Source organism: Ectopseudomonas khazarica, from assembly GCF_004521985.1.
In the GTDB taxonomy this organism is placed as follows: Bacteria; Pseudomonadota; Gammaproteobacteria; order Pseudomonadales; family Pseudomonadaceae; genus Aquipseudomonas; species Aquipseudomonas khazarica.
Genome location: NZ_SBHZ01000008.1, coordinates 189,924 through 215,490 on the forward strand (window position 1 = coordinate 189,924; position 25,567 = coordinate 215,490).

At 64.1% G+C, this 25,567-nt stretch carries 19 protein-coding genes and 1 pseudogene; 8 read left to right on the top strand and 12 right to left on the bottom strand.

Annotated elements, in window-relative coordinates:
* The first annotated feature begins 29 nt into the window (after window positions 1-29).
* Complete coding sequence (locus EPK82_RS12765; RefSeq protein ID WP_037057526.1) at window positions 30-920, top strand: LysR family transcriptional regulator; 891 nt, start codon at window positions 30-32, stop codon at window positions 918-920.
* Window positions 921-1,049: 129 nt separating this feature from the next.
* Here the strand turns inward: EPK82_RS12765 and EPK82_RS12770 are convergent, their stop codons facing one another.
* Genes EPK82_RS12770 through EPK82_RS12780 form a run of 3 tightly spaced genes read right to left on the bottom strand, consistent with a single transcriptional unit; the run spans window position 1,050 to window position 2,558 of the window.
* Entirely contained in the window at window positions 1,050-1,655 is a 606-nt protein-coding gene (locus EPK82_RS12770; RefSeq protein WP_134676795.1) for a DNA-3-methyladenine glycosylase I, read from the bottom strand.
* 4 nt (window positions 1,656-1,659) lie between these two features.
* On the bottom strand, window positions 1,660-1,959 hold the full coding sequence (locus EPK82_RS12775) for a YciI family protein (RefSeq protein ID WP_134676796.1): 300 nt from the start codon (window positions 1,957-1,959) through the stop codon (window positions 1,660-1,662).
* A 20-nt stretch (window positions 1,960-1,979) separates the two neighbouring features.
* A complete protein-coding gene (locus tag EPK82_RS12780) occupies window positions 1,980-2,558 on the bottom strand; it encodes a TetR/AcrR family transcriptional regulator (RefSeq protein WP_208651130.1) in 579 nt (192 codons plus the stop codon).
* Window positions 2,559-2,858: 300 nt separating this feature from the next.
* On the opposite strand from EPK82_RS12780, the gene EPK82_RS12785 reads away from it, so the two are divergent.
* The 4 genes from EPK82_RS12785 (at window position 2,859) to EPK82_RS12800 (ending at window position 9,187) form a co-directional block, all read left to right on the top strand.
* Window positions 2,859-3,224, top strand: coding sequence for a hypothetical protein (locus EPK82_RS12785; protein ID WP_051800533.1), 366 nt, complete (start codon window positions 2,859-2,861; stop codon window positions 3,222-3,224).
* Window positions 3,225-3,309: 85 nt separating this feature from the next.
* Entirely contained in the window at window positions 3,310-4,557 is a 1,248-nt protein-coding gene (locus EPK82_RS12790) for a TolC family protein (protein ID WP_134676798.1), read from the top strand.
* A complete protein-coding gene (locus tag EPK82_RS12795) occupies window positions 4,554-6,011 on the top strand; it encodes an efflux RND transporter periplasmic adaptor subunit (RefSeq protein ID WP_134676799.1) in 1,458 nt (485 codons plus the stop codon). Before EPK82_RS12790 ends, EPK82_RS12795 begins: the two co-directional genes overlap by 4 nt.
* Window positions 6,008-9,187: an efflux RND transporter permease subunit gene (locus tag EPK82_RS12800; RefSeq protein WP_134676800.1), complete on the top strand. Its 3,180-nt coding sequence runs from the start codon at window positions 6,008-6,010 to the stop codon at window positions 9,185-9,187. The genes EPK82_RS12795 and EPK82_RS12800 overlap by 4 nt, the downstream gene beginning before the upstream one ends.
* Window positions 9,188-9,509: 322 nt before the next feature.
* Here the strand turns inward: EPK82_RS12800 and EPK82_RS12805 are convergent, their stop codons facing one another.
* The 4 genes from EPK82_RS12805 to EPK82_RS12820 all read right to left on the bottom strand — a co-directional run bounded on the left by EPK82_RS12805 (window position 9,510) and on the right by EPK82_RS12820 (window position 14,847).
* Window positions 9,510-10,826 carry a mechanosensitive ion channel family protein gene (locus tag EPK82_RS12805; protein WP_134676801.1) on the bottom strand — a complete coding sequence of 439 codons (1,317 nt, stop codon included), beginning with the start codon at window positions 10,824-10,826 and terminating at the stop codon, window positions 9,510-9,512.
* 172 nt (window positions 10,827-10,998) lie between these two features.
* Entirely contained in the window at window positions 10,999-13,425 is a 2,427-nt protein-coding gene (locus EPK82_RS12810) for a TonB-dependent siderophore receptor (RefSeq protein WP_134676802.1), read from the bottom strand.
* Between the two features lie 79 nt (window positions 13,426-13,504).
* On the bottom strand, window positions 13,505-14,326 hold the full coding sequence (locus EPK82_RS12815) for a FecR family protein (RefSeq protein ID WP_134676803.1): 822 nt from the start codon (window positions 14,324-14,326) through the stop codon (window positions 13,505-13,507).
* A complete protein-coding gene (locus EPK82_RS12820) occupies window positions 14,323-14,847 on the bottom strand; it encodes an RNA polymerase sigma factor (RefSeq protein WP_134676804.1) in 525 nt (174 codons plus the stop codon). The genes EPK82_RS12815 and EPK82_RS12820 overlap by 4 nt, the downstream gene beginning before the upstream one ends.
* A gap of 267 nt (window positions 14,848-15,114) precedes the next feature.
* Here EPK82_RS12820 and EPK82_RS12825 point away from each other — a divergent pair, with 267 nt between their 5' ends.
* Window positions 15,115-15,654: a cysteine hydrolase family protein gene (locus EPK82_RS12825; protein ID WP_134676805.1), complete on the top strand. Its 540-nt coding sequence runs from the start codon at window positions 15,115-15,117 to the stop codon at window positions 15,652-15,654.
* Between the two features lie 37 nt (window positions 15,655-15,691).
* Window positions 15,692-16,126, top strand: a complete 435-nt coding sequence (locus EPK82_RS12830) for a GNAT family N-acetyltransferase (RefSeq protein ID WP_134676806.1) — start codon at window positions 15,692-15,694, stop codon at window positions 16,124-16,126.
* Between the two features lie 718 nt (window positions 16,127-16,844).
* Here EPK82_RS12830 and EPK82_RS12835 read toward each other — a convergent pair.
* The 5 genes and pseudogenes from EPK82_RS12835 to EPK82_RS12855 form a co-directional block, all read right to left on the bottom strand.
* Window positions 16,845-17,568: pseudogene (locus EPK82_RS12835) on the bottom strand (restriction endonuclease).
* On the bottom strand, window positions 17,565-18,893 hold the full coding sequence (locus tag EPK82_RS12840) for an MFS transporter (protein WP_134676807.1): 1,329 nt from the start codon (window positions 18,891-18,893) through the stop codon (window positions 17,565-17,567). Before EPK82_RS12840 ends, EPK82_RS12835 begins: the two are co-directional and overlap by 4 nt.
* 57 nt (window positions 18,894-18,950) lie before the next feature.
* Entirely contained in the window at window positions 18,951-20,003 is a 1,053-nt protein-coding gene (locus tag EPK82_RS12845) for a lactonase family protein (RefSeq protein ID WP_134676808.1), read from the bottom strand.
* Window positions 20,004-20,196: 193 nt separating this feature from the next.
* Window positions 20,197-22,845 (bottom strand): aconitate hydratase AcnA, encoded by a 2,649-nt coding sequence (gene acnA / locus EPK82_RS12850; RefSeq protein ID WP_134676809.1) that lies wholly within the window; start codon window positions 22,843-22,845, stop codon window positions 20,197-20,199.
* A 130-nt stretch (window positions 22,846-22,975) separates the two neighbouring features.
* Window positions 22,976-23,863: a LysR family transcriptional regulator gene (locus EPK82_RS12855; protein WP_134676810.1), complete on the bottom strand. Its 888-nt coding sequence runs from the start codon at window positions 23,861-23,863 to the stop codon at window positions 22,976-22,978.
* A 378-nt stretch (window positions 23,864-24,241) separates the two neighbouring features.
* Here EPK82_RS12855 and EPK82_RS12860 point away from each other — a divergent pair, with 378 nt between their 5' ends.
* A complete protein-coding gene (locus EPK82_RS12860; RefSeq protein WP_134676811.1) occupies window positions 24,242-25,495 on the top strand; it encodes an OprD family porin in 1,254 nt (417 codons plus the stop codon).
* Window positions 25,496-25,567 lie beyond the last annotated feature (72 nt).

Sequence of the window (25,567 nt, forward strand, 5' to 3'; positions counted from 1 at the left end):
AATCGTCATTGGATAGGTTATCCATAAGCATGCGTGATATCAGGAGCCTCGATCTCAATCTGCTCAAAACCCTGAATGCACTGCTTGATGAAGGCAGCGTCACACGGGCAGCCGAGCGCTTAGCACTCACTCAGCCGGCGGTCAGCGGCATGCTCAATCGCTTACGCGATAGCTTCGACGACCCGTTGTTCGTCCGAGCCCAACGCGGCCTAGTACCGACCCCTCGCGCCCAGGCTCTGGCATTGCCGATAAAGCGGATTCTGGGTGAGATCGAGGGAATGCTGCAGCCGGAGGAGTTCGAGCCGGTAAGTGCAAGCTTCACCCTATCGATTGCGGCTACCGATTATGCCCAGCGCACCATCCTGCTTCCTCTGCTCGCGGAGTTGCGCCGACAGGCTCCTGGTATTCGAGTTGCCGCCCGGCCGGTAGACAATCAGCGGGTGCAACAGCAGCTGGAGTCCGGCGAGCTGGACTTGGCTATCCTCACGCCGGAAAGTACCCATGAAGGACTACACGCCAGACATCTTTATGACGAGCAGTATGTCTGTGCAATGCGTAAGGGTCATGCCGCAGCCGGCGGTTTAGATTTAGACCGCTTCTGTGCTTTGGAGCATGTCATCATGTCAATGGCAGGGGACGCTTTTAGTGGGGTGACTGACGAAGCGCTTGCCGCCCTAGGCCGTCAGAGGCGCGTTCTTCTGTCTCTGCCCAGCTTCTTACTGTTGCTGGAAGTTCTGCGCAACAGCGACCTGATTGCCGTTCTCCCTCGTCGGTTGATACAGCCCGGAGACGGCCTACAGATCCTGGAACCACCGCTAACGATTCCCGGTTTTCGTAAGCTGCTGGTATGGCATGAGCGTACCCAGCAACACCCTGCTCATCGCTGGATTCGAGCGTTGCTAGCCGAAGTCTGTAACTGAACGCTATCGGGATCGATTCTGGCTCATTCCCGACAGGCAGCTTTTGGCCGAAAGCAGTCTGTTGCCAGCGTCCGCAACCGGTCAGAAGCAGACGCGACCACTGCGCAGGTAGCGGAGATGAATCCACACCTAAGGCCTCTCGAAACATTGCCGCGCACGTTCCGCCTCTACCCGGATCGCGCAATCGGTTGCATGGTCGTTGAACAGTCCCATGGCCTGCATGAACGCGTAGACGGTCGTAGGCCCCACGAATTTCCAGCCTCGTCTTTTCAGCTCCTTCGACAGCGCCACCGACTCGGCAGAAGACGAGGCGCTCTGAGGCTCGATTGGGTCTGCTGTCCTGGGTTCGTAGCGCCAGAAGAAGGCGGCTAACGACCCTTCCGATTCAACGATGTCACAGGCTCGCTGCGCATTGTTGATGACGGCCTCAATCTTGCCACGATGGCGGACGATGCCAGGGTCTTGAAGTAACCGCTCAATGTCGCTCTCGCCGAATTGGGCAATCCGCTCGAAATCGAAGCCATGAAATGCTGCACGGAAGTTATCTCGCTTAGCCAGGATCGTTCGCCAGCTGAGGCCCGACTGGAATGCCTCGAGGCTGATCTTCTCGAACAGGCGCCTGTCATCGGCGATGGGAAAGCCCCATTCCGTGTCGTGATACGAGAGAAACTCCGGTGCTGCTGCGCACCAGCGGCAGCGATGCAGGCCGTCGACGCCAATGATCGTCCTGTTCACCGCCTCAACTCCCCATATCCGCCAGCAGGAACTCCAGGCGGGGATCTGCCTTCGATGGTGTTACCGCTACGATTTCAGCTCGCACGACATCTTGCGCAACGAAAGGGTCGTTGCTGACCCGTTCCTCAAGCTGGGCCAGCGTGGTTCCACTCGCCAGAATCATCCCTCCAGCCTGTGGCTGGAGGCTGCCGGCCAAGTGAAAAATGCCGTCGTCGAAACCGCGTTGCAGCCAATCTTTGTGCGCCTGCATCAACTGAGCGGCCTGATCGCGCCCGGCTGAAAATCTTAGAAACACGATGAACATCAGCGGTCCTCCCTGAACAATCATTCGGTCTTTGCGATTGCCTCATCGGCGATGCCATCAAGCCATGCGCACATGCGCTCGGCCTCGCGCTCGACAAAGCGTTTGTCTTGGAATGCATGTGCCAGCAGTGCAACGCCCTGACTGAAAGCCAATACGTGCATGGCGAGCGAATCAGCCTCTGCCTCGTGCCCGAGTAAAGTGAATTGCTGGCCCAACCAGGTGCGAAACAAGGTAAACAGCTGGTTGGATTGCGGTTGCGCGGGATGGCCAATCTTGGCCAGCTCGCTGCAAAGTGTGCCGACCGGGCAGCCATGCCGGATGATCTGCGCTCGATTGGTGATGACAATGAGGATGAAGCTCTTGATGCGCTCGGCGGGAGTACTGCTCAGGGCCTCCCATGCCTGCAGCATCTCCGATGTGCTCGTCATGCGGTCCCCGATGACCGCATCCAGAATCTCGTCCTTGCTCTTGAAGTGGTAGTAAAAGTTGCCACGGGAGATGCCGACCGCATCGGCGATGTCGGCGAAAGAGGTGTGCTCATAGCCCCGCTCATAGAACAGCCTGTCCGCCTCGGAGACAATGCGCTCGCGGGTAGTCATGCCAGTCATCCAGGTGTACCTATCGCTTGCCCGTTGAGTTAGGACGTTTGACCTAATTGATAGACCAGAGCCTAGGACGATCATCCTAACCGGTCAAGTCAGGAGGACTACCTGCCGGCTCACCAGGTCGGCCTGTGATCGCAGGCAGCCTCCCGCAACAGCAGCAATGGCCAGGAAAAGCCCCAGCGCCTGCCTTGCTAGCGAACCCGCCGATCCGGAGCCATGCGCGAGGGGGCGTCTGCTGGTCCAGATGCACCGGCCGTTATTGACAGCCGACCGGGCATCGGTAGACTCGCCGGCATGAAGGCCCTCCTCCGGTTCTACTTCCTGCTGCTGGTCAGTCTGACGCTTCCCATCAACGGGATGGCGAGCCTGCTGATGCCCGCGCAGGCGTGTGCCGTACATGCCTCGCAGTACATGCCGTCGCCCGCCATGCCTGGCATGGATCAGCAGATGAGCGCCCTCGACCCCTGTTGCGAAACGATGGCGCAAACCGGCCACAAGCAACCGTGCAAGACCGGCATGGACTGCAAAGCCGGTAGCCTGCTGCAGGTAGGCAGTGGCAAGAGCGCATTGCTGCTGATCGACCAACCGGGTCCCTTCCCCTCGAGCTTCACCCCTCTGCCTGGCGCTACCGAGCCTCTCTGGCACCCACCCCGTAGCTGATTCCTGTCGCCTGAACGCCGGCTGCCGCTGAGCGGCCGGCTCCTGCGTGCGCCTCGCGCACGGATCAAAGACATGGAATCACCACATGCCCGTATTTCGTTTACGGCGCCGTCATCTGACGGTGGCCGTGTTCGCCGGCAGCCTGGCGTTGCCCGGCCTGGCGGCAGCCTTGAGCCTGGATGAGGCCCTGCGCCTCGCCGAAGACCAGGCCCCGTCACTGGCCGCAGAGGCGGCCAACCTGGAGGCCGCGCGCCAGTCCGCCATCCCGGCAGGCGCGCTGCCCGACCCCAGGCTCAGCCTGGGACTGCGCAACGTACCGATCGAGAGTGACGCCGCCTGGCGTTTCGACCGGGAGCCGATGACCATGCAGGCCATCGGATTCACCCAGGAGGTACCCAATCGCGCCAAGCGCCGGGCGCGGATCGAGGCAGCCAGAGCGGGCGTCGATGTCGCCGAGCAGCGCCAGCAGATCGCGCGCCTGGAGGTACGCCGCCAGGTCGCCGAGGCCTGGATCGCTACCCGCTCGGTGGACGAGAAGCTCTCGCTGTTCAAACAACTCTATGACGAGAACCGCCTGCTCGAACGCGCCGTTCGCGCCCGCATCGCCGGCGGCGGTGGTAGCGCGGCGGACGCCGTGGTGCCACGCCAGGAAGCCGCCCTGCTCGCGGAGAAGGAAGACGAGCTGCGGCGCACCCAAGCCGTCGCCCGCGCCGCCCTGCGCCGCTGGATAGGCGCGGCCGCCGAGCAACCCCTGAGCGGTGCCTGGCCGGACTGGCCAACCGATGTGGTCTGGTACCGCAGCCATTTGCAGCACCATCCGCAGCTGCAAGCGTACGAGCCACTGACCCGCCAGGCCGAGGCACGCTTGAACGAGGCGATCGCCGACAAGCGACCGGACTGGGGCTGGGGGGTGGAGTACGGCCGCCGCGAGGCCTTCGGCGACATGCTCAGCCTCAACCTCAGCATCGACCTGCCGCTGTTCGCCGGTACCCGGCAGAACCCGCGCATCGCCGCCGAAGAGGCGCGACTGGCGCAGGTGAGCGCCGAACGCGAGGACGCCCTGCGCAGGCACACCGAGGCACTGAGCGCGGACCTGGCCGAACTGCAGCGCCTGCAAAGCACGCTCGCCCGCCTCGAACAGACACTCCTGCCGCTGGCGGCAGACAAGGTGCGGCTGACGCTTGCGGACTACCGCGGTGGCCGTGGCGACCTCGGCAGCGTGGTGGCGGCGCGCGAAGCCCTGCTGCAAACCCGTCTGCGCCGTATCGATGTGGCCCGTGATCGTGCCCTGGCCAACGCCCGCCTGCATTTCGCCTTTGGAGAGACCCCATGAACACCTGGATCAAATGCCTGACGAGGCTGATCACCCTCCCGCTGCTCGCCTCCTCCGTCGCCATGGCGCAAGCCGCCGATACCGAGGCCCTGGCGCGTGACGTGCTCTACTGGTACGACCCGATGTACCCGCAGCAGAAGTTCGACAAACCGGGCAAGTCCCCCTTCATGGACATGGATCTGGTGCCGCGCTACGCCGAGGAAGGGGGGGACGCCGCCAGCGTGCGCATCGCCCCCGGCATCACTCAGAACCTTGGCATGCGCCTGGCCACGGTGCGCCGCACGACCATCAGTCAGTCCGTGGATGCGGTCGGCGTGCTGGCCTTCGATGCACGCGATGTCGCCGTGGTGCAGGCGCGTAGCGGTGGTTTCGTCGAGCGCGTCTACGCCAGAGCCCCGCAGGACGTGATTGCCAGGGGCGCGCCGCTGGCTGACCTGCTGATACCGCAATGGAGTGCGGCGCAGGCTGAATTTCTGGCCCTGCGCGACCTGCAGGAACCGGAGCTGCTGGCCGCAGCCCGCCAGCGCTTGCGCCTGGCCGGCATGCCGGCCGAGCTGATCGCCCGTGTCGAGCGGTCCGGTCAGGTGCAAACGGTCTGGACGGTCACCAGCCCGATCAGCGGGGTGCTGCAGGCGCTGTCGGTGCGTGAGGGCATGACCCTGGCGGCCGGCATGTCGCTGGCCCAGGTCAACGGCCTGGACCCTGTCTGGCTGGAGGTCGCCGTACCCGAGGCCCAGGCTGGCGCCCTGCGTCAGGGCCAGCGAGTGCAGGCGCGCCTGCCCGCGTTCCCCGGCAAACCGGTAGAGGGTCTTATCCAGGCGGTGCTGCCGCAGGCCGACGTGCAGAGTCGCACGGTTCAGGTTCGCGTGGAGCTGCCCAACCCCGAGCAGCGTCTACGCCCGGGCATGACGGCCGAAGTGACGCTCAGCAGCGATGAGCAATCGGTGCTGGTGGTGCCCAGCGAAGCGGTGATCCGTACCGGCAAGCGCACACTGGTCATGGTGGCGGAAAGCGATGGCCGTTTTCGCCCTGTAGCCGTGCGCATCGGTCAGGAGGCCGAGCGGGATACCGTGGTCACCGACGGCCTCGAGGAAGGCCAGACGGTGGTCGCTTCCGGCCAGTTCCTGCTGGACTCCGAAGCCAGCCTGCGCGGCATCATCGCCGCCGATACGCCTCGGCCGGCCGCTGCAACGCCCCCGGCCCTGCACGAGGCCGAAGGCACCATTGTCGGCATAGACGACGGCATGATCGAACTGGCGCATGGCCCGTTCAAGTCCCTCGGCATGCCGGGCATGACCATGCCCTTTCCGGTCGGCGACCCTGCCCTGCTGACGCAAGTGAAAGCCGGTGAGCGCGTTCGCGTCGGTGTATCCCAGCGCGACGACGGCCTGTTCATCGAGCGAGTGGAAAAGCTCGATGAACAACAGGCCGGGCATGGAGGGCATGAGCAATGATTGCCGCCATCATCCGCTGGTCGGTCGCCAATCGCTTGCTGGTCGTCCTCGCCACCCTGTTCGCCGTGGCCTGGGGTGTCTGGTCCGTCAACAACAGTCCGATCGATGCCCTGCCGGACCTGTCCGACGTGCAGGTCATCATCCGCACCCCCTACCCGGGCCAGGCGCCGCAGATCGTCGAGAATCAGGTCACCTACCCGCTGGCCACGACCATGCTGTCGGTACCGGGCGCAGCAACGGTGCGCGGGTATTCGTTCTTCGGTGACAGCTACGTCTATGTCCTGTTCGAGGATGGCACCGACCTCTACTGGGCCCGCTCACGTGTGCTCGAGTACCTCAGTCAGGTGCAGAGCCGCTTGCCCGACGGGGTCGCGCCAAGCCTGGGGCCGGATGCCACGGGGGTGGGCTGGATCTACCAGTACGCCCTGGTCGATCGCACCGGCGGGCACGATCTCGCGCAACTGCGCTCGCTGCAAGACTGGTTCCTGCGTTACGAGCTCAAGACACTGCCCAATGTGGCCGAGGTCGCCAGCATTGGCGGCATGGTCAAGCAGTACCAGGTTCTGCTCGACCCCGTGCGCATGGCCAGCCGTGGTATCACCCAACAGCAGGTGGCCCAGGCCATCGAGGCCGCCAACCGGGAAACCGGGGGCAGCGTGCTGGAGCTGGCAGAGGCGGAGTACATGGTGCGGGCCTCCGGCTACCTGCAGTCACTGCAGGATTTTCGCGCGATCCCGTTGAAGCTGGACGCCAAGGGCACCCCGGTGACGCTGGGCGACATCGCCCATATCCAGCTTGGCCCGGAAATGCGTCGCGGCATCGCCGAACTGGATGGCGAAGGCGAAGTGGTCGGCGGCGTGGTGATCCTGCGCAGCGGCAAGAACGCCCGCGACACCATCGCGGCCGTGCAGCAGCGCCTGGATGAACTGCAAAAGAGCCTGCCCGAGGGCGTGGAAGTGGTCACCACCTACGACCGCAGCGGCCTGATCGACCGTGCCGTGGAGAACCTGAGCCACAAGCTGATGGAGGAATTCATCGTCGTGGCCCTGGTCTGCGTGCTGTTCCTCTGGCACCTGCGCTCGTCGCTGGTGGCCATCATCTCACTGCCGGTCGGTGTGCTGATCGCCTTCATCGTCATGCAGAAGCAGGGCGTCAACGCCAACATCATGTCCCTCGGCGGCATCGCCATCGCCATTGGTGCGATGGTGGACGCAGCGGTGGTCATGATCGAGAACGCGCACAAGCACATCGAACACTGGCGTGAGAAGCATCCGGGCGAGGAGCTGAAGGGCGCCACGCACTGGAAGGTGATCACCGAAGCGGCGGTCGAAGTGGGCCCGGCCCTGTTCTTCAGCCTGCTGATCATCACCCTGTCGTTCATCCCGGTGTTCACCCTGCAGGCGCAGGAGGGCCGGCTGTTCGGTCCGCTGGCCTTCACCAAGACCTACGCCATGGCCGCGGCGGCCGGGCTGTCGGTGACCCTGGTGCCGGTGCTGATGGGCTACTGGATTCGCGGCAGGATCCCCGACGAGGCCCGCAACCCCATCAACCGCGGGCTGATCCGCCTGTACCGGCCAGCCCTCGATGCCGTGCTCAACTGGCCGAAAACAACATTGGCGCTGTCCTTCGCCCTGTTCCTGACCGGGCTCTACCCGCTGAGCCAGCTGGGTGGCGAATTTCTCCCGCCACTGGATGAAGGCGACCTGCTCTACATGCCCACGGCGCTGCCCGGTCTGTCATCGCAGAAAGCCGGCCAGCTGTTGCAGCAGACGGATCGCCTGATCAAGACCGTGCCCGAGGTCGAGCGCGTATTCGGCAAGGCCGGTCGCGCCGACAGCGCCACCGACCCGGCGCCGCTGGTGATGTTCGAAACCACCATTCAGTTCAAGCCCAGGGAGCAGTGGCGCGCAGGCATGACCATGGACAAGCTGGTGGAAGAGCTGGATCGCACCGTGCAGGTGCCAGGCCTGGCCAACCTGTGGATTCCGCCAATCCGCAACCGCATCGACATGCTCGCCACCGGGATCAAGAGCCCGATTGGGGTGAAGGTCGCCGGCAGCGACCTGGCGCAGATCGACAAGGCGACCGCCGAAGTCGAACGCATTGCCCGCGAGGTGCCTGGCGTGTCCTCGGCATTGGCCGAGCGCCTGACAGGCGGGCGCTACATCGACGTGGCCATCGACCGCACGGTGGCCGCCCGCTATGGCCTGAACATCGCCGAGGTGCAGGCCATCGTCGCCGGCGCCATCGGCGGGGCCAAGGTCGGCGAAACGGTGGAAGGCCTGGCCCGCTACCCCATCAACCTGCGATATGGCCGTGAGTGGCGCGATTCGCTGGAAGCCCTGCGCGAATTGCCGATCTACACCCCGCAAGGGAGCCAGATCACCCTGGGGACGGTTGCTCAGGTGCGCGTCGCCGACGGCCCGCCCATGCTGAAAAGCGAGAACGCACGCCCCTCCGGCTGGGTGTACATCGACGTGCGTGGTCGCGACATCGCCTCGGTGGTCGCCGACCTGCGCCAGGCCATCGATGAGCGCCTGCAACTGCCGGCGGGCATGAGCCTGAGCTACTCTGGCCAGTTCGAGTTCATGGAGCGCGCCAACCAGCGCCTGAAGCTGGTGGTGCCGGCGACCCTGCTGATCATCTTCGTGCTGCTCTACCTCACCTTCACGCGAATCGACGAAGCCACGCTGATCATGGCCACCCTGCCCTTCGCACTGACTGGCGGGGTCTGGTTTCTCTGGCTGCTGGGCTACAACCTGTCGGTCGCCACTGGCGTGGGCTTCATCGCGCTGGCCGGGGTAGCCGCGGAGTTCGGCGTGATCATGCTGCTCTATCTGAAGAACGCCTGGCAGGAAAAGCAGACGGCCGGGCACTTCGGCGAATCGGCGCTGCTCGATGCCATCCGCTTCGGCGCGGTGCAGCGCGTACGCCCGAAGGCGATGACCGTGGCCGTGATCATTGCCGGCCTGTTGCCGATCCTCTGGGGCAGCGGCACCGGCAGCGAGATCATGAGTCGCATCGCGGCGCCCATGGTCGGCGGCATGGTCACCGCGCCACTGCTGTCACTGTTCGTCCTGCCCGCCGCCTATGCCCTGATGCGCAGACGGCATGCACCCAAGGTCGACGACCGCCACGCCGCCACGACAGCAGTCGAAACGGGAGATGCCCCATGACACGCCCGAGTCCCCTGCTCGCCGCCGCAGTCAGCGAGGGCAGACAGTGCGCTGGGCAGATCAGTCGGGTAGATGCAGGACCGCATCGTTTCACGGGATAAGCGCCAGCACATAGCGCCTCCAACGTGGCGCCGTCACCAGGCACCCAGGCCAGACAGGTCTGGGTGCCTCTGATGACTGCCCCAAGGCTGGTCAGCAGGTACGGCAAAGCGTCAGCGCGCCAGTGTCGCTCATCGTGCCCAGCCCGACGCGCCGATCACGCCTCGCCGATGAGCGATGCCCACCCGCTCGCCCTGCTCGGCATGTCGATCGCTGCCAAAGCTCACGGACTGTCCGTCGCCTTTCGCGCGGACGCCTTCCTGTCCAGGATGCGCACTTCTCGCTGCGGGAAGGGAATCTCGAAGCCGTGCTCTTGCAGTGCCTCCAGAATCATCAGCAGCAGGTCCCCGCCGACGCGATTGCGGCCGTCGTCGACGCCCTCCATCCAGAACTCGACGAACATGTTGATGCCCGAGTCGCCGAAGCTGTCTATCTCGCAGTCCGGGCGTTCCTCGATGGGTACCTCGTCGCCGCTGAACACCTGCGGATGGCTGGCGACCACATCCTTGATGATGGCGATCAGCTTGCGGATGTCGGAGTCGTAGGCGACCGAGAAGTCGACGCGATAACGCTGGCTTTTGTCCTTGTGCGTCCAGTTGGTGAAAATCTCGGCGATGAACTTCTCGTTCGGTACCACGATGTCCTTGCCGTCGTAGGTTTCCAGCGTGGTCGAGCGCATGTTCAGTTCGCGCACGATGCCCGTGCGGCCATCCTCGAGTTCGACGTAGTCGCCGATCGATACCGAGCGGTCGAGCAGGATGATGATGCCGGAGATGAAGTTGGAGGCAATCGCCTGCAGGCCGAAGCCCAGGCCGACCCCCAGCGCCCCGCCGAACACCGCGAGCGTGGTGAGGTTGATCCCCATGATCTGCAGCAGCAGGAGAAAGATCAGGAAGAAGATCGCCACTTCGAACAGCTTGGCTGCCACTTCCCGGGTGCGTTCGTCGAGGTTTTCCTGGTGGGCGATGAAGTCGCGCCCCGTCCGGCTGCTGACGCGTCCGAGCCAGAACAGGATGGAGCCGAAGATGGCCACGCGGGCGATGCCGTAGAGCGATATCTCGATGTTGCCGAGATTGACCGAAATGGATTCGAGAATCTGGATCAGGCCGTCCAGCAGGCCGACCATGTGCAGGAACAACAGCGGAATGCCCAGCCACCGGAGCATCGTCGCAAGCAGCTTGTGGGTGACGAAATTGCGGATGACCGAGCGGAATATGAGGATCACCGAAATGATCAGCGCGGCCTGCACCAGCCAGCCCTGGCTGAGCAGGTTCTCGCTGATCTCGAGCGATACCCGCAGCATCAGGATGGCCGTCACCGGGAAGATCAGATCGCTCAGCTTCTTGATGAAGACGTGCAGCCGTTGGCTGCTCGCCCCCAGCGACGCGGTATGTTTCTGGATCCGTTTGGCAATCAGCCACGCGCCGACGTAGATCGCCAGGACGATGCCGATCTGCGTATAGGTCTCCGGTTGGAGCAGTAGTGTTTGCAGGGTATTGGCGGATTGTTCGAACTGCGTGTTGAGACTTTCAGGAATCATTTCCGGCAATCCTTGTATCGCTCCCGGTTGGCTGCCTCGCTGCCGGGACGAACCCCGGCTGACAGCGGGCAAGCTCCAGTATAGGTAACCGTCATGACCCCAAGGCTGCAGCTACCCGATGCAGCCCGCTGAGAGCCGGAGCGCCTGGCGCACGTCCCTGTGCGCCCGGGGCCTACCACTGGTGACTGTAGGCCAGGGTCAGCGTGGTGCCGGATGCCGGCAGGTGGCTGGTATTGCTGCTGCTGCGCATCAGCTGGCTGTACAGCGGGTAGTAATCGCGGTTGAACAGGTTCTCGATGCCCAGGCTGACCTTGTCCTTCTCGCTCAGGCGGTAGTCGCTGATCAGGTCCACGGTGAAGTAGCTGTCCACTTCGCGGCGGCCGAAACTGGCCACACCGTCCAGGCGATAGTCCTCGCTGCCGACATAGGTGGCCTGCAGGCGGTTGCTCCAGGCCTGGTCAGGCTGGTACTGCAGGTAGGCCGTGACTTTCAGCGGCGGGATGCGGAAGCCCGTCATGTCCTGCCAGTCGCCGTTGTCCGGCTTCTCGCGGCCCTTCATCCAGGTGAAGGTGGCGCCCACGCCCCAGACGTCGTCCAGGCTCAGCCAGTCGGCACTGCCCTCGATACCGTAGATGCGCTCCTGGGTACGCTTGAGGATCAGGCCATTGTTGAAGCTCTGCACGTCACCCAGGTCCGAGGTGGTGTAGAACAGCGCCAGCGAGGCCAGCGTCTGCTCGCCGAGGTCTCCGCGCCAGCCCAGTTCGTAGTTGTCGGTCTTCACCGGCTCCAGATCGGAGGAGTCGATGTCGAAACCGCGCCGGGCGTTACGCACCTGCACACCGATGTCCGGCAGCTGGAAGCCCTGGCTGAAGGCCGCGTAGATTTCCTGACCCAGAACCGGCGAGAACACCACGCCGACGTTGTAGAGCAGGTCGTCGTAACGCACCGTGCCCCCTTCCACGCGCGCCGGGCTGGCGTTGTGGATCTCGGAGAGCGGCGTGAAGTCGTCGAACCTGGCGGTGGCGTATTCGTAGCGCAGGCCACCGTCGATCGACCACTGCTCGTTGAAGCGGTGCTGCAACTGGGCAAAGGCGCCGGTGCTGAAGGTGGTCAGCTCCGGCATGTAGGTCATCTTGCCGATCTTGTCGAAATCGGTGCCGCCGCTGGCGTCGTAGATGGCCGGGTCGAAGATGTCGAGCGGCATGTCGCTGCGCTCGTGGTTGAGATCGCCGCCCCAGACCAGCTCAGTGCTGTCGCCCAGTGCAGTGCGCAGGGTCAGGCGGCTGCCGATGACCTCGCTGTTCTGCATCACCTGGTCGACGAAACGACCACGGGTCGCCACGCCACGGGCATCGAACGGGGTGAAGCGGGTGAAATAGTCGCGGTAGTAGAGCTGCGCCGCCATGCGGCTGCCCAGCAGGTCGTCATGGCTGTACTGCAGGTTGGCCATGCTGTTCCTGATCTGGTTCTGCTCGTCCAGGCTGAGGCCCTTGAGCGCCTGCGCCGGCACCGTGCCGGCGGGCAAGCGGGCCACGGACGGGTCGGAGGTGTAGTCGCTGTCCTGCTGGGCATCGTAGTGGCTGAGGGCGAGCTGGATGCGCTGGTTCTCGTCGATGCGCAGGCCGAGCTTGCCGCCGAGGTTGAAGGCGTTGGAGTCGAACAGGTCACCCTGGCTGGGCTCCGGGGCAATGCGCCGACCGTCGGCATCGAACGAGCTGCCGATATGCCGGGCGCCGACGTCGAGGGCGTAGTCGAACGGGCCCTGGGAGCCGGACAGGTGATGCTGCAGCTGGCCACCGAGGCCGTCGTGGTCGAGCTGGGTCAGCGACGACGTGCCGGTCAGCGTGGTTTCGGCGCGCATGTCACCGCCTGCCGGACGGGTGGTGATGTTGATGATGCCGCCCGTGGCGCCGGCGCCATAGATCGCGCTGCTGCCATGGATGACCTCGACGCGCTCGATCAGCGCCGGGTCGATATTGGCCAGGTTCCTCGAGGAGTCGCGGTTGGTGTTCAGCGGCACGCCATCGACCAGCACCAGCATGGTACGGCCACGCAGCGTCTGCCCGTAGTCGGTAACGGTGCGACTGGAATCGGACATGCCGGGGATGCTCTTGGCCAGTATCGTCGCCAGGCTGGCGGAGGCCATGCGCTGCGTCTCCAGTTGCTCCCGCTCGATGACGTTGACCTGACGCACCTGCGGCACCAGCGCGCTGGCGGTGCGGGATGCGGTCACCTCCATGGAAGCCAGCTCGACGGCAGCGCCAGAGGGGTTCGCCTGCTCGGCGGCCACGGCGCGCGGCACCACGATGAAGGTGTGATCATCCTGCTGCTGCACATCCAGGCCACTGTCATCGAGCAGGCGCCGCAGGGCCTCGCCGGTGCTCAGGCGGCCGCGCAAGGCCGGCGAACGCTTACCGAGGGTCACGTCGCTGGAGAACAGGATCTGGCTGTCGGACTGAGCTGCCAGGCTGTTGAGGGACTGTTCGAGGGGCGCGGCGGGCAGGTCGAAATCGATTTCGCTGGCGGCCTGGGCCATCGACGACAGGCCCAGCAGCAGGCTGCTGGCCAACAGGGTAAGGCGCCGGGTCGGGGTTTTCACTGGTAGGGCTCCGGGAAAATAGAGGACGTTCCTGGAGATAGCCGCCACAGCGGCGAGCAACCCCTACCTCGCGATGAAATTATTTTTCCGCTGCACGCCGGCTCAGGCTCAGCGAGCCATCCGCAGCACGCTGCAATTGCACCGGCAATATCTTCGGCAACAAGACCAGCAGAGCGTCCAGATTGGCGCTGGCGAAGGTACCGGACACCGGCAGCTGCGCCAGGTCCGGATCGTCGAGCTGCACCCGTGTGTCGCGCTGGCGCCTGAGCGTATCCAGCACCTCGACCAGCGGCGTGCGATCGAACACCACGCGGCCGTCGATCCAGCCGTTCAGCGCCCTGGCATCCACCCGCTCCGGGCTGCCCAGCTGGCCGTTGCGCACCAGCACCTGCTGGCCGGGCGTGAGCAGCAGCTCATCGTGCAGGCCACGCACACCGACCCGGCCCTCCTCGACGGCCACGCGCACCTGCTCCGCAACACGGCTGACGCTGTAGCGGGTACCGACCACCGTGATTTCAGCCGAACCGGCCAGCGTGCGGAACGGCCGGTAGGTGGCCGGGGCGACATCGAACAACGCCTGCCCTGCCAGCAACTCGACACGGCGGCTACGCAAGTGCCAACTGACGTCGACCTGGCTGGCGCCATCGAGCATGAGGCGACTGCCGTCGGCCAGTGCGATGCTGCGGACCTGGCCCGATGCGCTGCTGTAGCGCTCGCTGCGATAGGCCGGATCGAGCCAGAGCAGCCCCAGCGCCAGCGCACCAATCAGCACGCCCAGCGTGGCGACACGCTGACGCGGCTTCCTGGCTGGTGGCGGCAGCGGGAAACGCTTCTTCAGCGCCTCGCGGTGGCGCGCCAGCGCATCGTCGGTAGCGTCCTGCTCGTCGGTCTGCGGGGTCATGCGCGCACCTTCTGGTAGCCCAGGCGGGCCAGACACTTGGCCACGCCGACCTTGATGTGCTTCTCCACCGCCTTCAGCGAAATCCCCAGTCGCTCGGCGACCTCCTGCTGCGGTAGCTCGTGAATCTTGTGCATGACGAATACCTGCTGGCAGCGCGGCGGCAGTTCGGCAATGGCCGCGCTCAAGCGCTCCAGCTCGTCAGCGGCGGCATGCTGACGCTCCACGCACGGGGCACTGCTGAGCACCTCGGCCAGGTCCGCCTGGTCGTCGACCCAGGCCTGGCGGCGGCGCTCGCTGCGGTAGTGGCTGATGGCGCGATCATGGGTGATCTTGCGCAGCAGCGCCAAGGGTACGCGTACCGCCTCTTTCTCGGGCGACTCCAGCAGTTGCACGCAGACATCGTGCACCACCTCATGCGCGGCCTGACGGTCGCCGAAACGGCGACGGACAGAGTCGACCAGCTCGTCATAGTGCCGGGCTAGGGTCGAAATCAGGGACGGTTTGGCCGGAGCGTGAGGCAAGGGTTCGTGCGCGCTGGATGTCGGAAAGTGCGCGAATATAAATGATAACGACTAACATTTGAAGCTGCCCAACCAGGCAAAGTGCCACGAACGAACCGAGACCCGACTGATCGGATTGCGCACTGCACGACCACCCTGCCCTGAGTTGCAAAGCGATGGTCGAGTGGCCGAGCAGGCGCTACCATCTGCCCTCCATGCATCGAACCAGGCCCCCTGCCCCTTGCCGGGCTCGCCCTGTTCCATGCATCAACTTCGTGGAGGGAAGCCATGTCGACTGCACTGCTGATCATCGATGTTCAACATGCACTGTGTGCCGGAGAATACGCTGCGTTCGACAGCGACCGGGTGATCGAAAGAATCAACACGCTCTCGGCGCAGGCACGGGCCGCTCACGCACCGGTTGTGCTGATCCAGCACGAAGAAAATGACGGCCCCCTGCGTTTCGACACCGCCCCCTGGCAGCTGGCCGAGGGCCTGACGACCTCACCGAGCGATCTGCGGGTTCGCAAGACCACGCCGGACTCCTTCCATCGCACCGACCTCACCCAGCTGCTGCAGGCACGGGATATCTCCCACCTGGTGATCTGTGGTCTGCAGAGCGACTTCTGCGTCGATACCACGACCCGCCGCGCCCTGGCGCTGGGCTACGAGGTGACCCTGGTCGAGGACGCCCACTCGACGGTGGACAATGGCGTCCTGACGGCTGCGCAGATCACCGCCCACCACAACGTCACGCTGGCCAACATGACCAGCTTCGGCAAGCGCGCCACCGTTATCCCAGCTGCCGATGTCCGCATCCAGGCATAGCGCCTGGCCGTCCGTTTGCACCTATCGAGCGAAACACATGACGACCTACTCCTGCGTGCTGGAAACGCCCTCCGTCGAGACCTACCGGGCGCTGCGCCTTGCCTCGGGGCTCAGCCCGAAAACCATCGAGGCCGCACTGAAGGGACTGCCCAATACACTCTTCGCCGTACAGATCCTGCATGACGAGCAGCCGGTGGGCATGGGCCGCATCATCGGCGACGGAGGCTGCTTCTTTCAGGTGGTGGACATCGCCGTCCTCAAGGAACACCAGGGCAAGGGCCTGGGCAAGCGCATCATGGGGGAAATACTGCAATACATCGAAGCCGAGGTACCCGAAAGCGGCTATGTCAGCCTGATCGCCGATGGCCAGGCGCAAGACCTGTACGCGCAGTTCGGCTTCGTCCATACCGCCCCGCGCTCTGTCGGGATGGCCTACAAGCGACCACAGGGCGTGGCGCCGGAAGATGCTTGAGGCTTGACGACGAGGCGCAAACCGATCCCAAACAATGGACATGCACGGCGTGGCTCCTACCGGGCTGAGAAAAGCTTCTGCCTTCTCCACTTCTGCTGCTGGAAAATCGGCAGAGATCGGCCAGAAGTGGTCGCTTAGAAATGGACTCACTCAGCTCGTCCACGAGGGGTACGATTCAATTGTCATCAGGGAGGAATTGTTATGCGCTTCTCGTGGTTTTTGGCATCGGTTCTGACGCTGGCTGGTGACGCGGTTTCTCAGACACTTAACGCTATTCCCGATGGTCGTCGCGGTTCTCCAGGAGACTTTCTTGAGACCCAGATGCAGTCTGATGGAAAACTACTTTTCACGTTCTGGACAACAGGCGGTGGAGGTCATGTATGCCGACTGCATGGCTTGGCTGTACCCACTGAAAGTGGCGTTTTTGTATTTCGCGAAGCGGGATCCAAATGTGTGTTTCATCTGTTCGCAGAGAGCGATGCTCTTCGCACCGAGGATGTTGGCGAGCAGTGCCGGGAGGAGAGCTGCGGACCTAGAAACGTATTCGGCAGCATGCGTTGGCCCCTGAACCAGACGCTTCCTCTTACGGATGAGATTCGCCCTACGTGGTAGTTGAATCGCCCCAGATTTTTCAGGCACCTAATGACTGCTCCTGGCCGATAGCAACCTGTCACCAGCGTCTGCTATCGGCCAATAGCGGTCATCCAAAAATTTACGATTAAGGGGAAGGCGTGTGCTCACTAACACTAGGTCCAATCCGGACATCCTTCTGGCCACTGGCAATCAGTGCCCCCGCCACCACTCCGCTGTCTATGGCTGAACTCAGGTACTGGCGGATGAACCGCGCCCCCGCCAGACGCCCCTTGGGTACCGCCATCGCCTGGCAGATCTCGGTGAGCTGTCACCCAGCACCCGGTAGCCCGAATTGAGCCGGGCGAACGCCTGCAGCGGCATCCAACCCCTGCTCAACAAACCAATCCACCGCTGCCGCAGAGGTCGGCGCACGCACCAGTTCGGAGGCGCTCAGCGTGCGACTGAGGAACAGGTCATACGCCGCGCCCTTGCCGACCGCTAGGCGCAGGTCCGCCTGGTCCAGATCGGTCACCGACTGGAACGGGCTGTCCGCGCGAACCAGATAAGTGCCCTCAATGATCACGTAGGGGTGGCTGAACTCGATCTGCGCCTCACGCACCGGCTCGATGGCCAGAAACGCCAGGTCCCAGCGATCCTCGGGCAGCGCGGCAAATACCTTGCCGGCGGCATCGAAGGTGACGAACTAGATCGCCACCCCCAACGCCTCGGGCCAGCGCGGTGGATACGCCACCGGGCTGGCCGCCTTCGCCCCGCTGGGCGAGCAACGGGTTGCCGCCGTAGTTGATCGCCGCACGCAGCACACCGGTGGGCGCCAGTTCGGCGAGAACGGCGGCATCGACCGTCATCAGTGGCTCTCCTCGGCGGCCAGAGCAGCCTCTGCGCCTTCATCCGTATTGTTCACTCGCATCAGCAGAGTCATCAGGAAGGCAATGGCCAGCAGCACGCTGAGGAACAGCAGGCCGGTGGTGGCGCTGTTGGTGTTGCCCTTGACGACGCCGAGCATGGACGGCCCGACGAAGCCGCCGAGGTTACCGATGGAGTTGATCACAGCAATCGACACGGCGGCGGTGGAACGGCTGAGGAACAGCGTCGGCAGCGCCCAGAACGGCGATTTGAAGCTATACAGGCCGGCCAGGGTCAGGCTGATCATGGCAATCGCCAGTACCGGGCTGCTGACCAGGCCGGCACCGACCATGGCGGCAGTGGCCACCGCCAGCGGAATAGCCGAGTGCAGCTTGCGCTCGTTGTGGCGGTCTGAACTGCGTGACCAGGCAATCATCACGATGGTGGCGACGATGTACGGCACCATGGCGATCAGGCCAATCTGGGTGTGGGTCAGCGACTCGGAGAAGCTCTTGATGATCTGCGGCATCCAGTAGCCGACGCCGAGGCTGCCGCACTGGTAGACGAAGTAAATGAAGGAGAGATAGAGCACCTTCGGGTTGGCCATGGTCTTCAGCGTGCCGAGGTGTTTGACGTTCTTGCGCGACTTGCGGTCGTTCTCCAGCTCGTTGATCAGCCAACTGCGCTCCTCATCGGTCAGCCACTTGGCCTGCTCCGGCTTGTCGGTCAGGTAGAAGTAGCAGGCCACGCCCAACAGCACCGCCGGGATGCCTTCGAGGAACAGCATCCAGCGCCAGCCGCTCCAGCCCATCCAATTAATGTTGTCCATGATCCAGGTACTCAACGGCGCACCGATGATGTACGACACCGGGATGGCCGCAGTGAACAGCGCCACCGTGGTAGCCAATTCCTTGGAGCGGAACCAGTAGGTCAGGTAGACGATGATGCCCGGGAAGAAACCGGCCTCGGCCACGCCCAGCAGGAAGCGCAGCACATACAGCTGGTTGGCGGTTTCAGCGAACGCGGTACCGGCCGCAATCGCACCCCAGGTGACGAGAATACGGGCGATCCATACCCGCGCGCCGTAACGGTTGAGCAGCACGTTGCTCGGCACCTCGAAGAGGAAGTAGCCGAGGAAGAAGATCCCGGAAATGAAGCCGAAGGCTTCGGCCGAGAGGGCCAGGTCGGCATTCATCTGCAGCGCGGCGTAGCCGATGTTGGCGCGGTCCAGGTAGGAAACGATATAGAGCAGGAAAACGAAAGGAATGATGCGCAGGGTGACCTTGCGTACCACCGCCTTCTCGAAGCTGGAGCTTGCTGTTGTTGTCATTGTGGGCCTCACAGGGCCGCGCACTGGCGGCCGGTCTTGTTTTTATCGGTCAAGTTTTCAGGCGGAAAAAACCATGCAGACCGGACTTCCGCTGCAGACCTGTGCACCCGTGGCTTCGAGTACACCACGTTGCTGGTCGATGGCGAAGGTCACGATCGAGTCGCTGTCCTCGTTCAGGGCAAACATGAAGCGACCATTGGGCGTGATCGCGAAGAAACGCGGCGTGCGACCACCGCTCGGGATGGCGTCGACAAAGCGCAGCAGGCCGCTTTGTGCATCGATAGCGAACACCGCGATGCTGTCGAAACCACGGTTGGAGGCGTAGAGGAAACGGCCGTCGGCAGTGACGGCGATTTCCGAAGCGCGGCTGTTGCCGGTGAAACTGGACGGCAGCGTCGACAGCACCTGCTGGGGCTGCAGGGCGCCCTGGCTGGCGTCGTAGCGGTAAGAGGTGACGGTCGAGTCCAGCTCGTTGATCGCGTAGGCCCAGTCACCCATAGGATGAAAGGTCAGGTGACGCGGCCCGGAGCTCTCGCGTGTCGCCACGAAAGCCGGCTCGGCAGGCGCCAGGCGCCCGTTGTCGAAGCGGTAGCTGAGAATCTTGTCCTGCCCTTTGTCCGGAACGATCACAAACCGACCGGCCGGATCGAAGGGGTTGTGATGCGGCTTGGGGAATGGCTGCTCAATCCGGTGCGGCCCAGGTTGTCCTGCCAGCACCAGCAGTTGCGTCAGCTCGCCGAGGCTGCCATCCGGGTTCACCGGCAACACCGCCAGGCTCTGGCTGATATGGTTGCTAACCACCATGTAGCGACCGCTGGGGTCAAGGGCCAGATGCACTGGGTTCTTGCCCTGGGTACTCTGGCGGTTGAGCAAAGTCAGCTGGCCACTGTCACGGTCGACGCTGAAGGCGCTGATATCGCTCATGTCGCCATGCACGGTGTAGAGGAAGCGGCCATCACGGCTCAGGGTCAGGAACGAAGGGTTGACCAGGCCTTTGAGCAGCTGAACCGGCTCGAGGGTGCCATTTTGCTGGTCTACCTTGAATACGCTGATGCCTTCCCCGCGGGCATTACGCTCCCGCGTGGTGCGACTGCCGACGTAAGCGAACATGTGACGTTCTCCGGAAACATGAGGGGGGTTGCGCTGCCTGCAGCGTGCTGGGCAACAGGCTACCGAGCACGGAGGCGCTAGCCAGCACGCTGGCCTGAACAAGCAGTTGGCGCCGGCCCGGATCGGCCGGCAGAAGCTCGTGTTCACGCATGGTTATTGTCCTTGGCTGCGTTGACGGTCGCGGTAGGTGGGCCTAGGCGAGCATCTTGCGCACCACGTAGGGCAGGATTCCGCCCTGCAGCAGGTAGGTCAGCTCCTGCCGCGAATCGAGCTTGAGCTGCAGAGCGATACGCTGCTCGGCCTGGCCTTCGCGGGCGATGCGCAGAGTGATGGCGTTGCTGCCCACGGCGAGTGCATCGAGGCCGTCGAAGCTCAGGCGCTCGTCGCCCCGCAGCGCCAGATCGGCCACGCTTTCGCCCTCGGCGAACAGCAGCGGCAGGATGCCCATGCCGATCAGGTTGCTGCGGTGGATGCGCTCGAAGCTGCGCGCCACCACCGCGCAGACACCGAGCAGGGCCTGCGCCTTGGCCGCCCAGTCGCGGCTGGAGCCGGCGCCGTAGTTGATCCCGCCGAACACCACCAGCGGCGTACCCTGCGCCAGGTAACTGGCCGAGGCCTCGTAAACCGGCAGCACCTGGCTGCCATCGGCCGTGCGCGCCCAGGCGCCCTGGCCGGGCTGCTCGGCGAGCAGCTGGTTGCGCACGGCGCGGTTGGTGAAGGCGCCGCGCAGCATCACTTCATGGTTACTGCGGCGGGTCGAATACTGGTTGAGGTCCAGCGGGCTCTCGCCGTGCTCCAGCAGCCACTGCCCGGCCAGGCTGTCACACGGGATGGCGCCGGCCGGCGAGATATGGTCGGTGGTGACGTTGTCGCCGAGCACCATCAGCACCCGCGCCAGCTCGATGACCAGGCGCTGTGGCGCCTCGGCCGAGATCGACTCCAGGTAGCGCGGCCGGCGCAGGTAGGTGGATGCCGGGCTCCACGGGAAGCGCACGCTGCCGGCAGCGCTCAGCGCCTGCCAGTGGTGGGTGCCGTCCCACAGGGTCTTCAGGCGCTCGGCGAAGAATTCCGGACGCACCACCTGGCGCTCGACGGCGGCGACTTCCTCGTCGCTGGGCATCAGATCGTGCAGGTAGATATCGCGCCCGCCGGCATCGCGCGCCAGCGGCTGGCAGGTCAGGTCGATGTGAATATCGCCGGCGATGGCATAGGCCACGCACAGCGCCGGCGAAGCCAGGTAGCCGGCCGGCACCTTGGGATTGACCCGGCCTTCGAAGTTGCGGTTGCCGGAGAGCACTGCCACGCCCTTCAGGCCCTGCTCGGCGAAGGTCTCGACATGGCTTTCCAGGCTGCCGGAGTTGCCGATGCAGGTCATGCAGCCGAAGCCGGCCAGGTCGAAGCCTAGCGCGGCGTAGTCTTCCAACAGCCCCGCTTCGCGCAGGTAATCGGCCACCACTTGCGAGCCGGGCGACAGCGACGTCTTGACCCAGGGCTTGCGCCGCAGGCCAAGGGCACGCGCCTTGCGCGCCAGCAGACCGGCCTGGATCATCTGCGCCGGGTTGGCAGTGTTGGTGCAACTGGTGATCGCCGCGATCACCACCGCACCATGGCGCAGAGGCTGACCAAAGCTGGGCTCATCGAAACTGTCGGGGATGCTGCTGGCGATGGTGCTGCTGCCCATCACCTGCTCATCGAAGGATTGCCCTGCCAGTGCCAGCGGCTGGCGCTGGTGCGGCTGATGCGGGCCGGCGACGCTGGGCTGGATGCTCGCCAGGTCCAACTCGATCAGCTCGGCAAACTGCGGCTCAGGTGCAGCGGAACGACGCCGCAACGACTGCACATCCATGTAGCGCTCAGCCTTGGCGCGCAGCTCGGCCGGGCGACCGGACAGTTTCAGGTAAGTGCAGGTCTCGTCGTCGAAGGGGAAAAACACCACGGTGGCACCGTATTCCGGGGCCATGTTCGCCACAGTGCCGCGAATAGCCCAACTCAGGTTATCCAGGCCCGGCCCACAGAACTCGACGAACTTGCCTACCACTTTGCGCTGCCGCAGAACTTCGGCGACGTACAGCGCCAGATCGGTACCAGTCACCCCGGGACGCAGAGCGTTACGTACCCGGATGCCGATGACCTCGGGAAAGCTGATCGGTACCGGCTCGCCGAGCATGGCGGCCTGGCCTTCGAGACCACCGACACCCCAGCCGAGAATGCCCACGGCGTTGATCATCGGTGTGTGGCTGTCGGTGGCGACCATGTCGTCCGGGTGCAATAGACGCTCGCCATTCGGCCCACGGCTTTCCCACACCACCTGGGCCAGCGCCTCCATATTCATCTGGTGGATGATGCCGGTGCCCGGCGGAATAACCTTGAAGTTGTCGAGGCTTTTCTGCGCCCACTTGATGAACTGGTAGCGCTCGCTGTTACGGCGGAAATCGATGTCGAGGTTGGCCTCCACCGCCTCGGTGTCGGCATAGCGCTCGACGATTACCGAATGATCGATGGTCAGCACCGCCGGAATCACCGGGTTGACCTTCTGCGGGTCGCCGCCCAGTTCGGCCACGCGGTCGCGCATGCCGGCGAAGTCGGCCAGCGCCGGCAGGCAGGTGGTGTCGTGGAACATCAGACGGTTGGGGAAGAACGGCGTCTCACAGCCACTGGCCTGGCCGGTGGCGCACTGCAGCACGAGCTCCAGCGCCTCGGGCGAGCAGCGTGCGACGTTTTCCAGCAATAGACGAATGGAATACGGCAGGCGGTCCAGCGCCGACCGGTCAAGCAGCTTGTGCAGATCGACATAGCTGAAACGTTCACCAGCAACTTCAAGCAGGCTGAAATAAGTATTCACGGTCTGGCGCTCTCTATTGTTCTGGGCAGACGGACTGTGTCGTCTTTGGGCCCATCCTAGGGAGCTAGTGGGAAAGCGAAAATTGATGATTCGCCAAGCCAGCGTTCTCCTATCGAGAACGCTATGACTATCAACCCTTGGCTGCGAGGTGCTCGAACAGGGTTCTGACCGTAGGCGTAAGCAGGTCCGTGCTGCGCACGCCGATGACCAGCATGCGCCGCGCCCAGCTCTCGTCGAGCGGCACCATCTGCAACTTCATCGGCTTCAAGTACTGCATGATTGCAGTCTTGGGCAGGATGGCGATGCCGACACTGGCTGCCACCAGCCGGCACATGCATTCGAAGCTGCTGACCCTTACCCGCACGCGCATGTTTATGCCCACCTCGGCCTGTTGCTGGGTGAACAGGGTATACAGCGAGCTTTCCAGGTGCGGGCCGATGAACTCGTGCTCCAGCGCCTGACGGAAGGACACCTTGGAATGGCCGGCCAGGGCATGCTCGCGCGGTATCACGACGACTAGCTGATCCTGCCGATAGGGCCGAGTCTCTAGGCTGGTGTTGCGGGTATGCTCGGCGAAGATACCGATATCAGCACGCCCCTCGATCACCGCGCGCACTACCGCCGAGCCGACCCGTTCCTCAATGTCGAAGTTGATCTGCGGGTAGCTGTCGATGAAGCGCTCCAGGTCGCCAGGCAGGAATTGGGTCAGTGCCGAGGTGATGGCGTGGATGCGGATATGCCCCTTGACCCCCGCCGAGTAGCTGGCCAGCTCCTCGTCCATCTGCCCGAGCACCAAGCGCAGCTCACGCGCGTAGTGCAACACCGACTGCCCTGCCGGCGTCAGCTCGACCCCACGGGCGTAGCGCAGCAGCAAGGGCGAGCCGACCTGTTCCTCCAGCTCGGCGATACGCTTGCTCACCGCCGATACGGCCAGATGCAGCCGTTCGGCCGCGCGGGTCAAATTGCGCTCCTCAGCAACGGCGGTGAAGACATCCATGGTGATCAGGTCATATCGCATAGGGCTATTCCGCAGCGGCGCAAGCGCCTGACAAGTGAAAACGAGGGCGCTCCGACACCATCGCAGGCGCCTTGCAAGAGCACTCAACACCTTGGTGCTAAACCATGAGCGTTCTCACTATACGAACGCTGCATTGATGAATCATCAATTTTCCGCCTTCCGGTGCGCACTTAGTATCCGCCCAGTCAGGTATGGGACACCTGCCCGCACGCCGAACAAGAGAGCGTTCTGCCAGCTGTCACCGCGGTATCTCCCCCCTGAGCTCTGGCGCGCTATAGCCGCACAGAGCTCAGGCCCACAGGGTGCGGAAAGCGCCTTTCTGCGCCGTTCCCCGATCGCCCACAACAACCACAACGGGCGACCCAACCGGAGCTAGTCATGCACAACAACAAGAAACTCGCGCACACCCTGGCCGTCACCTCGCTAGGCTCACTGGCGCTCAGCGCGCAAGCCGGCGGCTTTGTCGAAGACGCCAAACTCAACCTGCAGACGCAAAATTACTACTTCAACCGTGATTTCCGCGAAGGCACTGCGCAATCCAAGCGCGAAGAATGGGCGCAGGGCTTTGCCCTGGATTTCCGCTCGGGCTACACCCCCGGCACCATCAGATTTGGCGTGGACGCCGTCGGTCTGCTGGGCATCAAGCTCGACTCGGCACGCGGCCGCGCCGGCTCCGGCCTGCTGCCGGTACACGATGACGGCGAGGCCGCCGACGCTTTCAGCCGGGTCGATGCGGCCGTCAAGGCACGCATGGGACAGAGCGAACTGCGCGCCGGCATCCTGGTACCCAAGTTGCCCACCCTGCAGGCCAACACCGGGCGCATCATCCCGCAGGCCTTCCAGGGCGCGCAGGCCTCGATTGCCGACCTCAAGCCGCTGACGTTTACCCTGGCCCACTTCGACCGCGTAATCGAACGCGACTCGGTAGACCGCCAGTCCCTGTCGCTGAACAACAAGAACCGCCGCTTCAGCGCCAGCGCCGAAGCCAATGCGCTGGACATCGCCGGAGTCGAGGCGAAGCTGGCCGATAACCTGGCGCTGAACTACCAGTTCGCCCGTCTCGATGATATCTACGACCAGCAGTTCCTCGGCCTGACCCACCAGGCTGTGCTCGGCGCCGGCAAGTTCAAGTCGGACCTGCGCTACCTGCACAGCGGCGACAGCGGTCGCGCGGCCGGCGGCGAGATCGACAGTGACGTGTTCGCTGCCATGTTCACCTACAGCCTGGCCGGACACGCCCTGGGCCTGGGTTATCAGCGCCTGTACGGCGACACCTCGCTGCCGTTCGTTTCCGGCTCCGATCCGTACCTGGTCAACTACATCCAGATCAACGACTTCGCCGAACCGGGCGAGCGTTCCTGGCAGTTGCGCTACGACTACGACTTCGGTCAGGTCGGCATTCCCGGGCTGACCTTCATGACCCGCTATATCCGCGGCGATCACGCCGACGGCGCCACGATCAGCGCCGGCGACGGCGAGTGGGAACGCAATACCGACGTGCAGTATGTGATTCAGAGCGGCCCGTTGAAGGCTCTGGCGATTCGCTGGCGCAACGCCAGCTACCGCTCCGACTTCGCCCGCGATGCCGACGAGAACCGCCTGATCCTCAGCTACAGCATCCCTCTGCTGTAACCCGAACCCACCCGGCCGCCCTTACGGCAGCCGGGTTCTACGCGGCCTGAGGCGGCGCACCTGCGCGGCGCC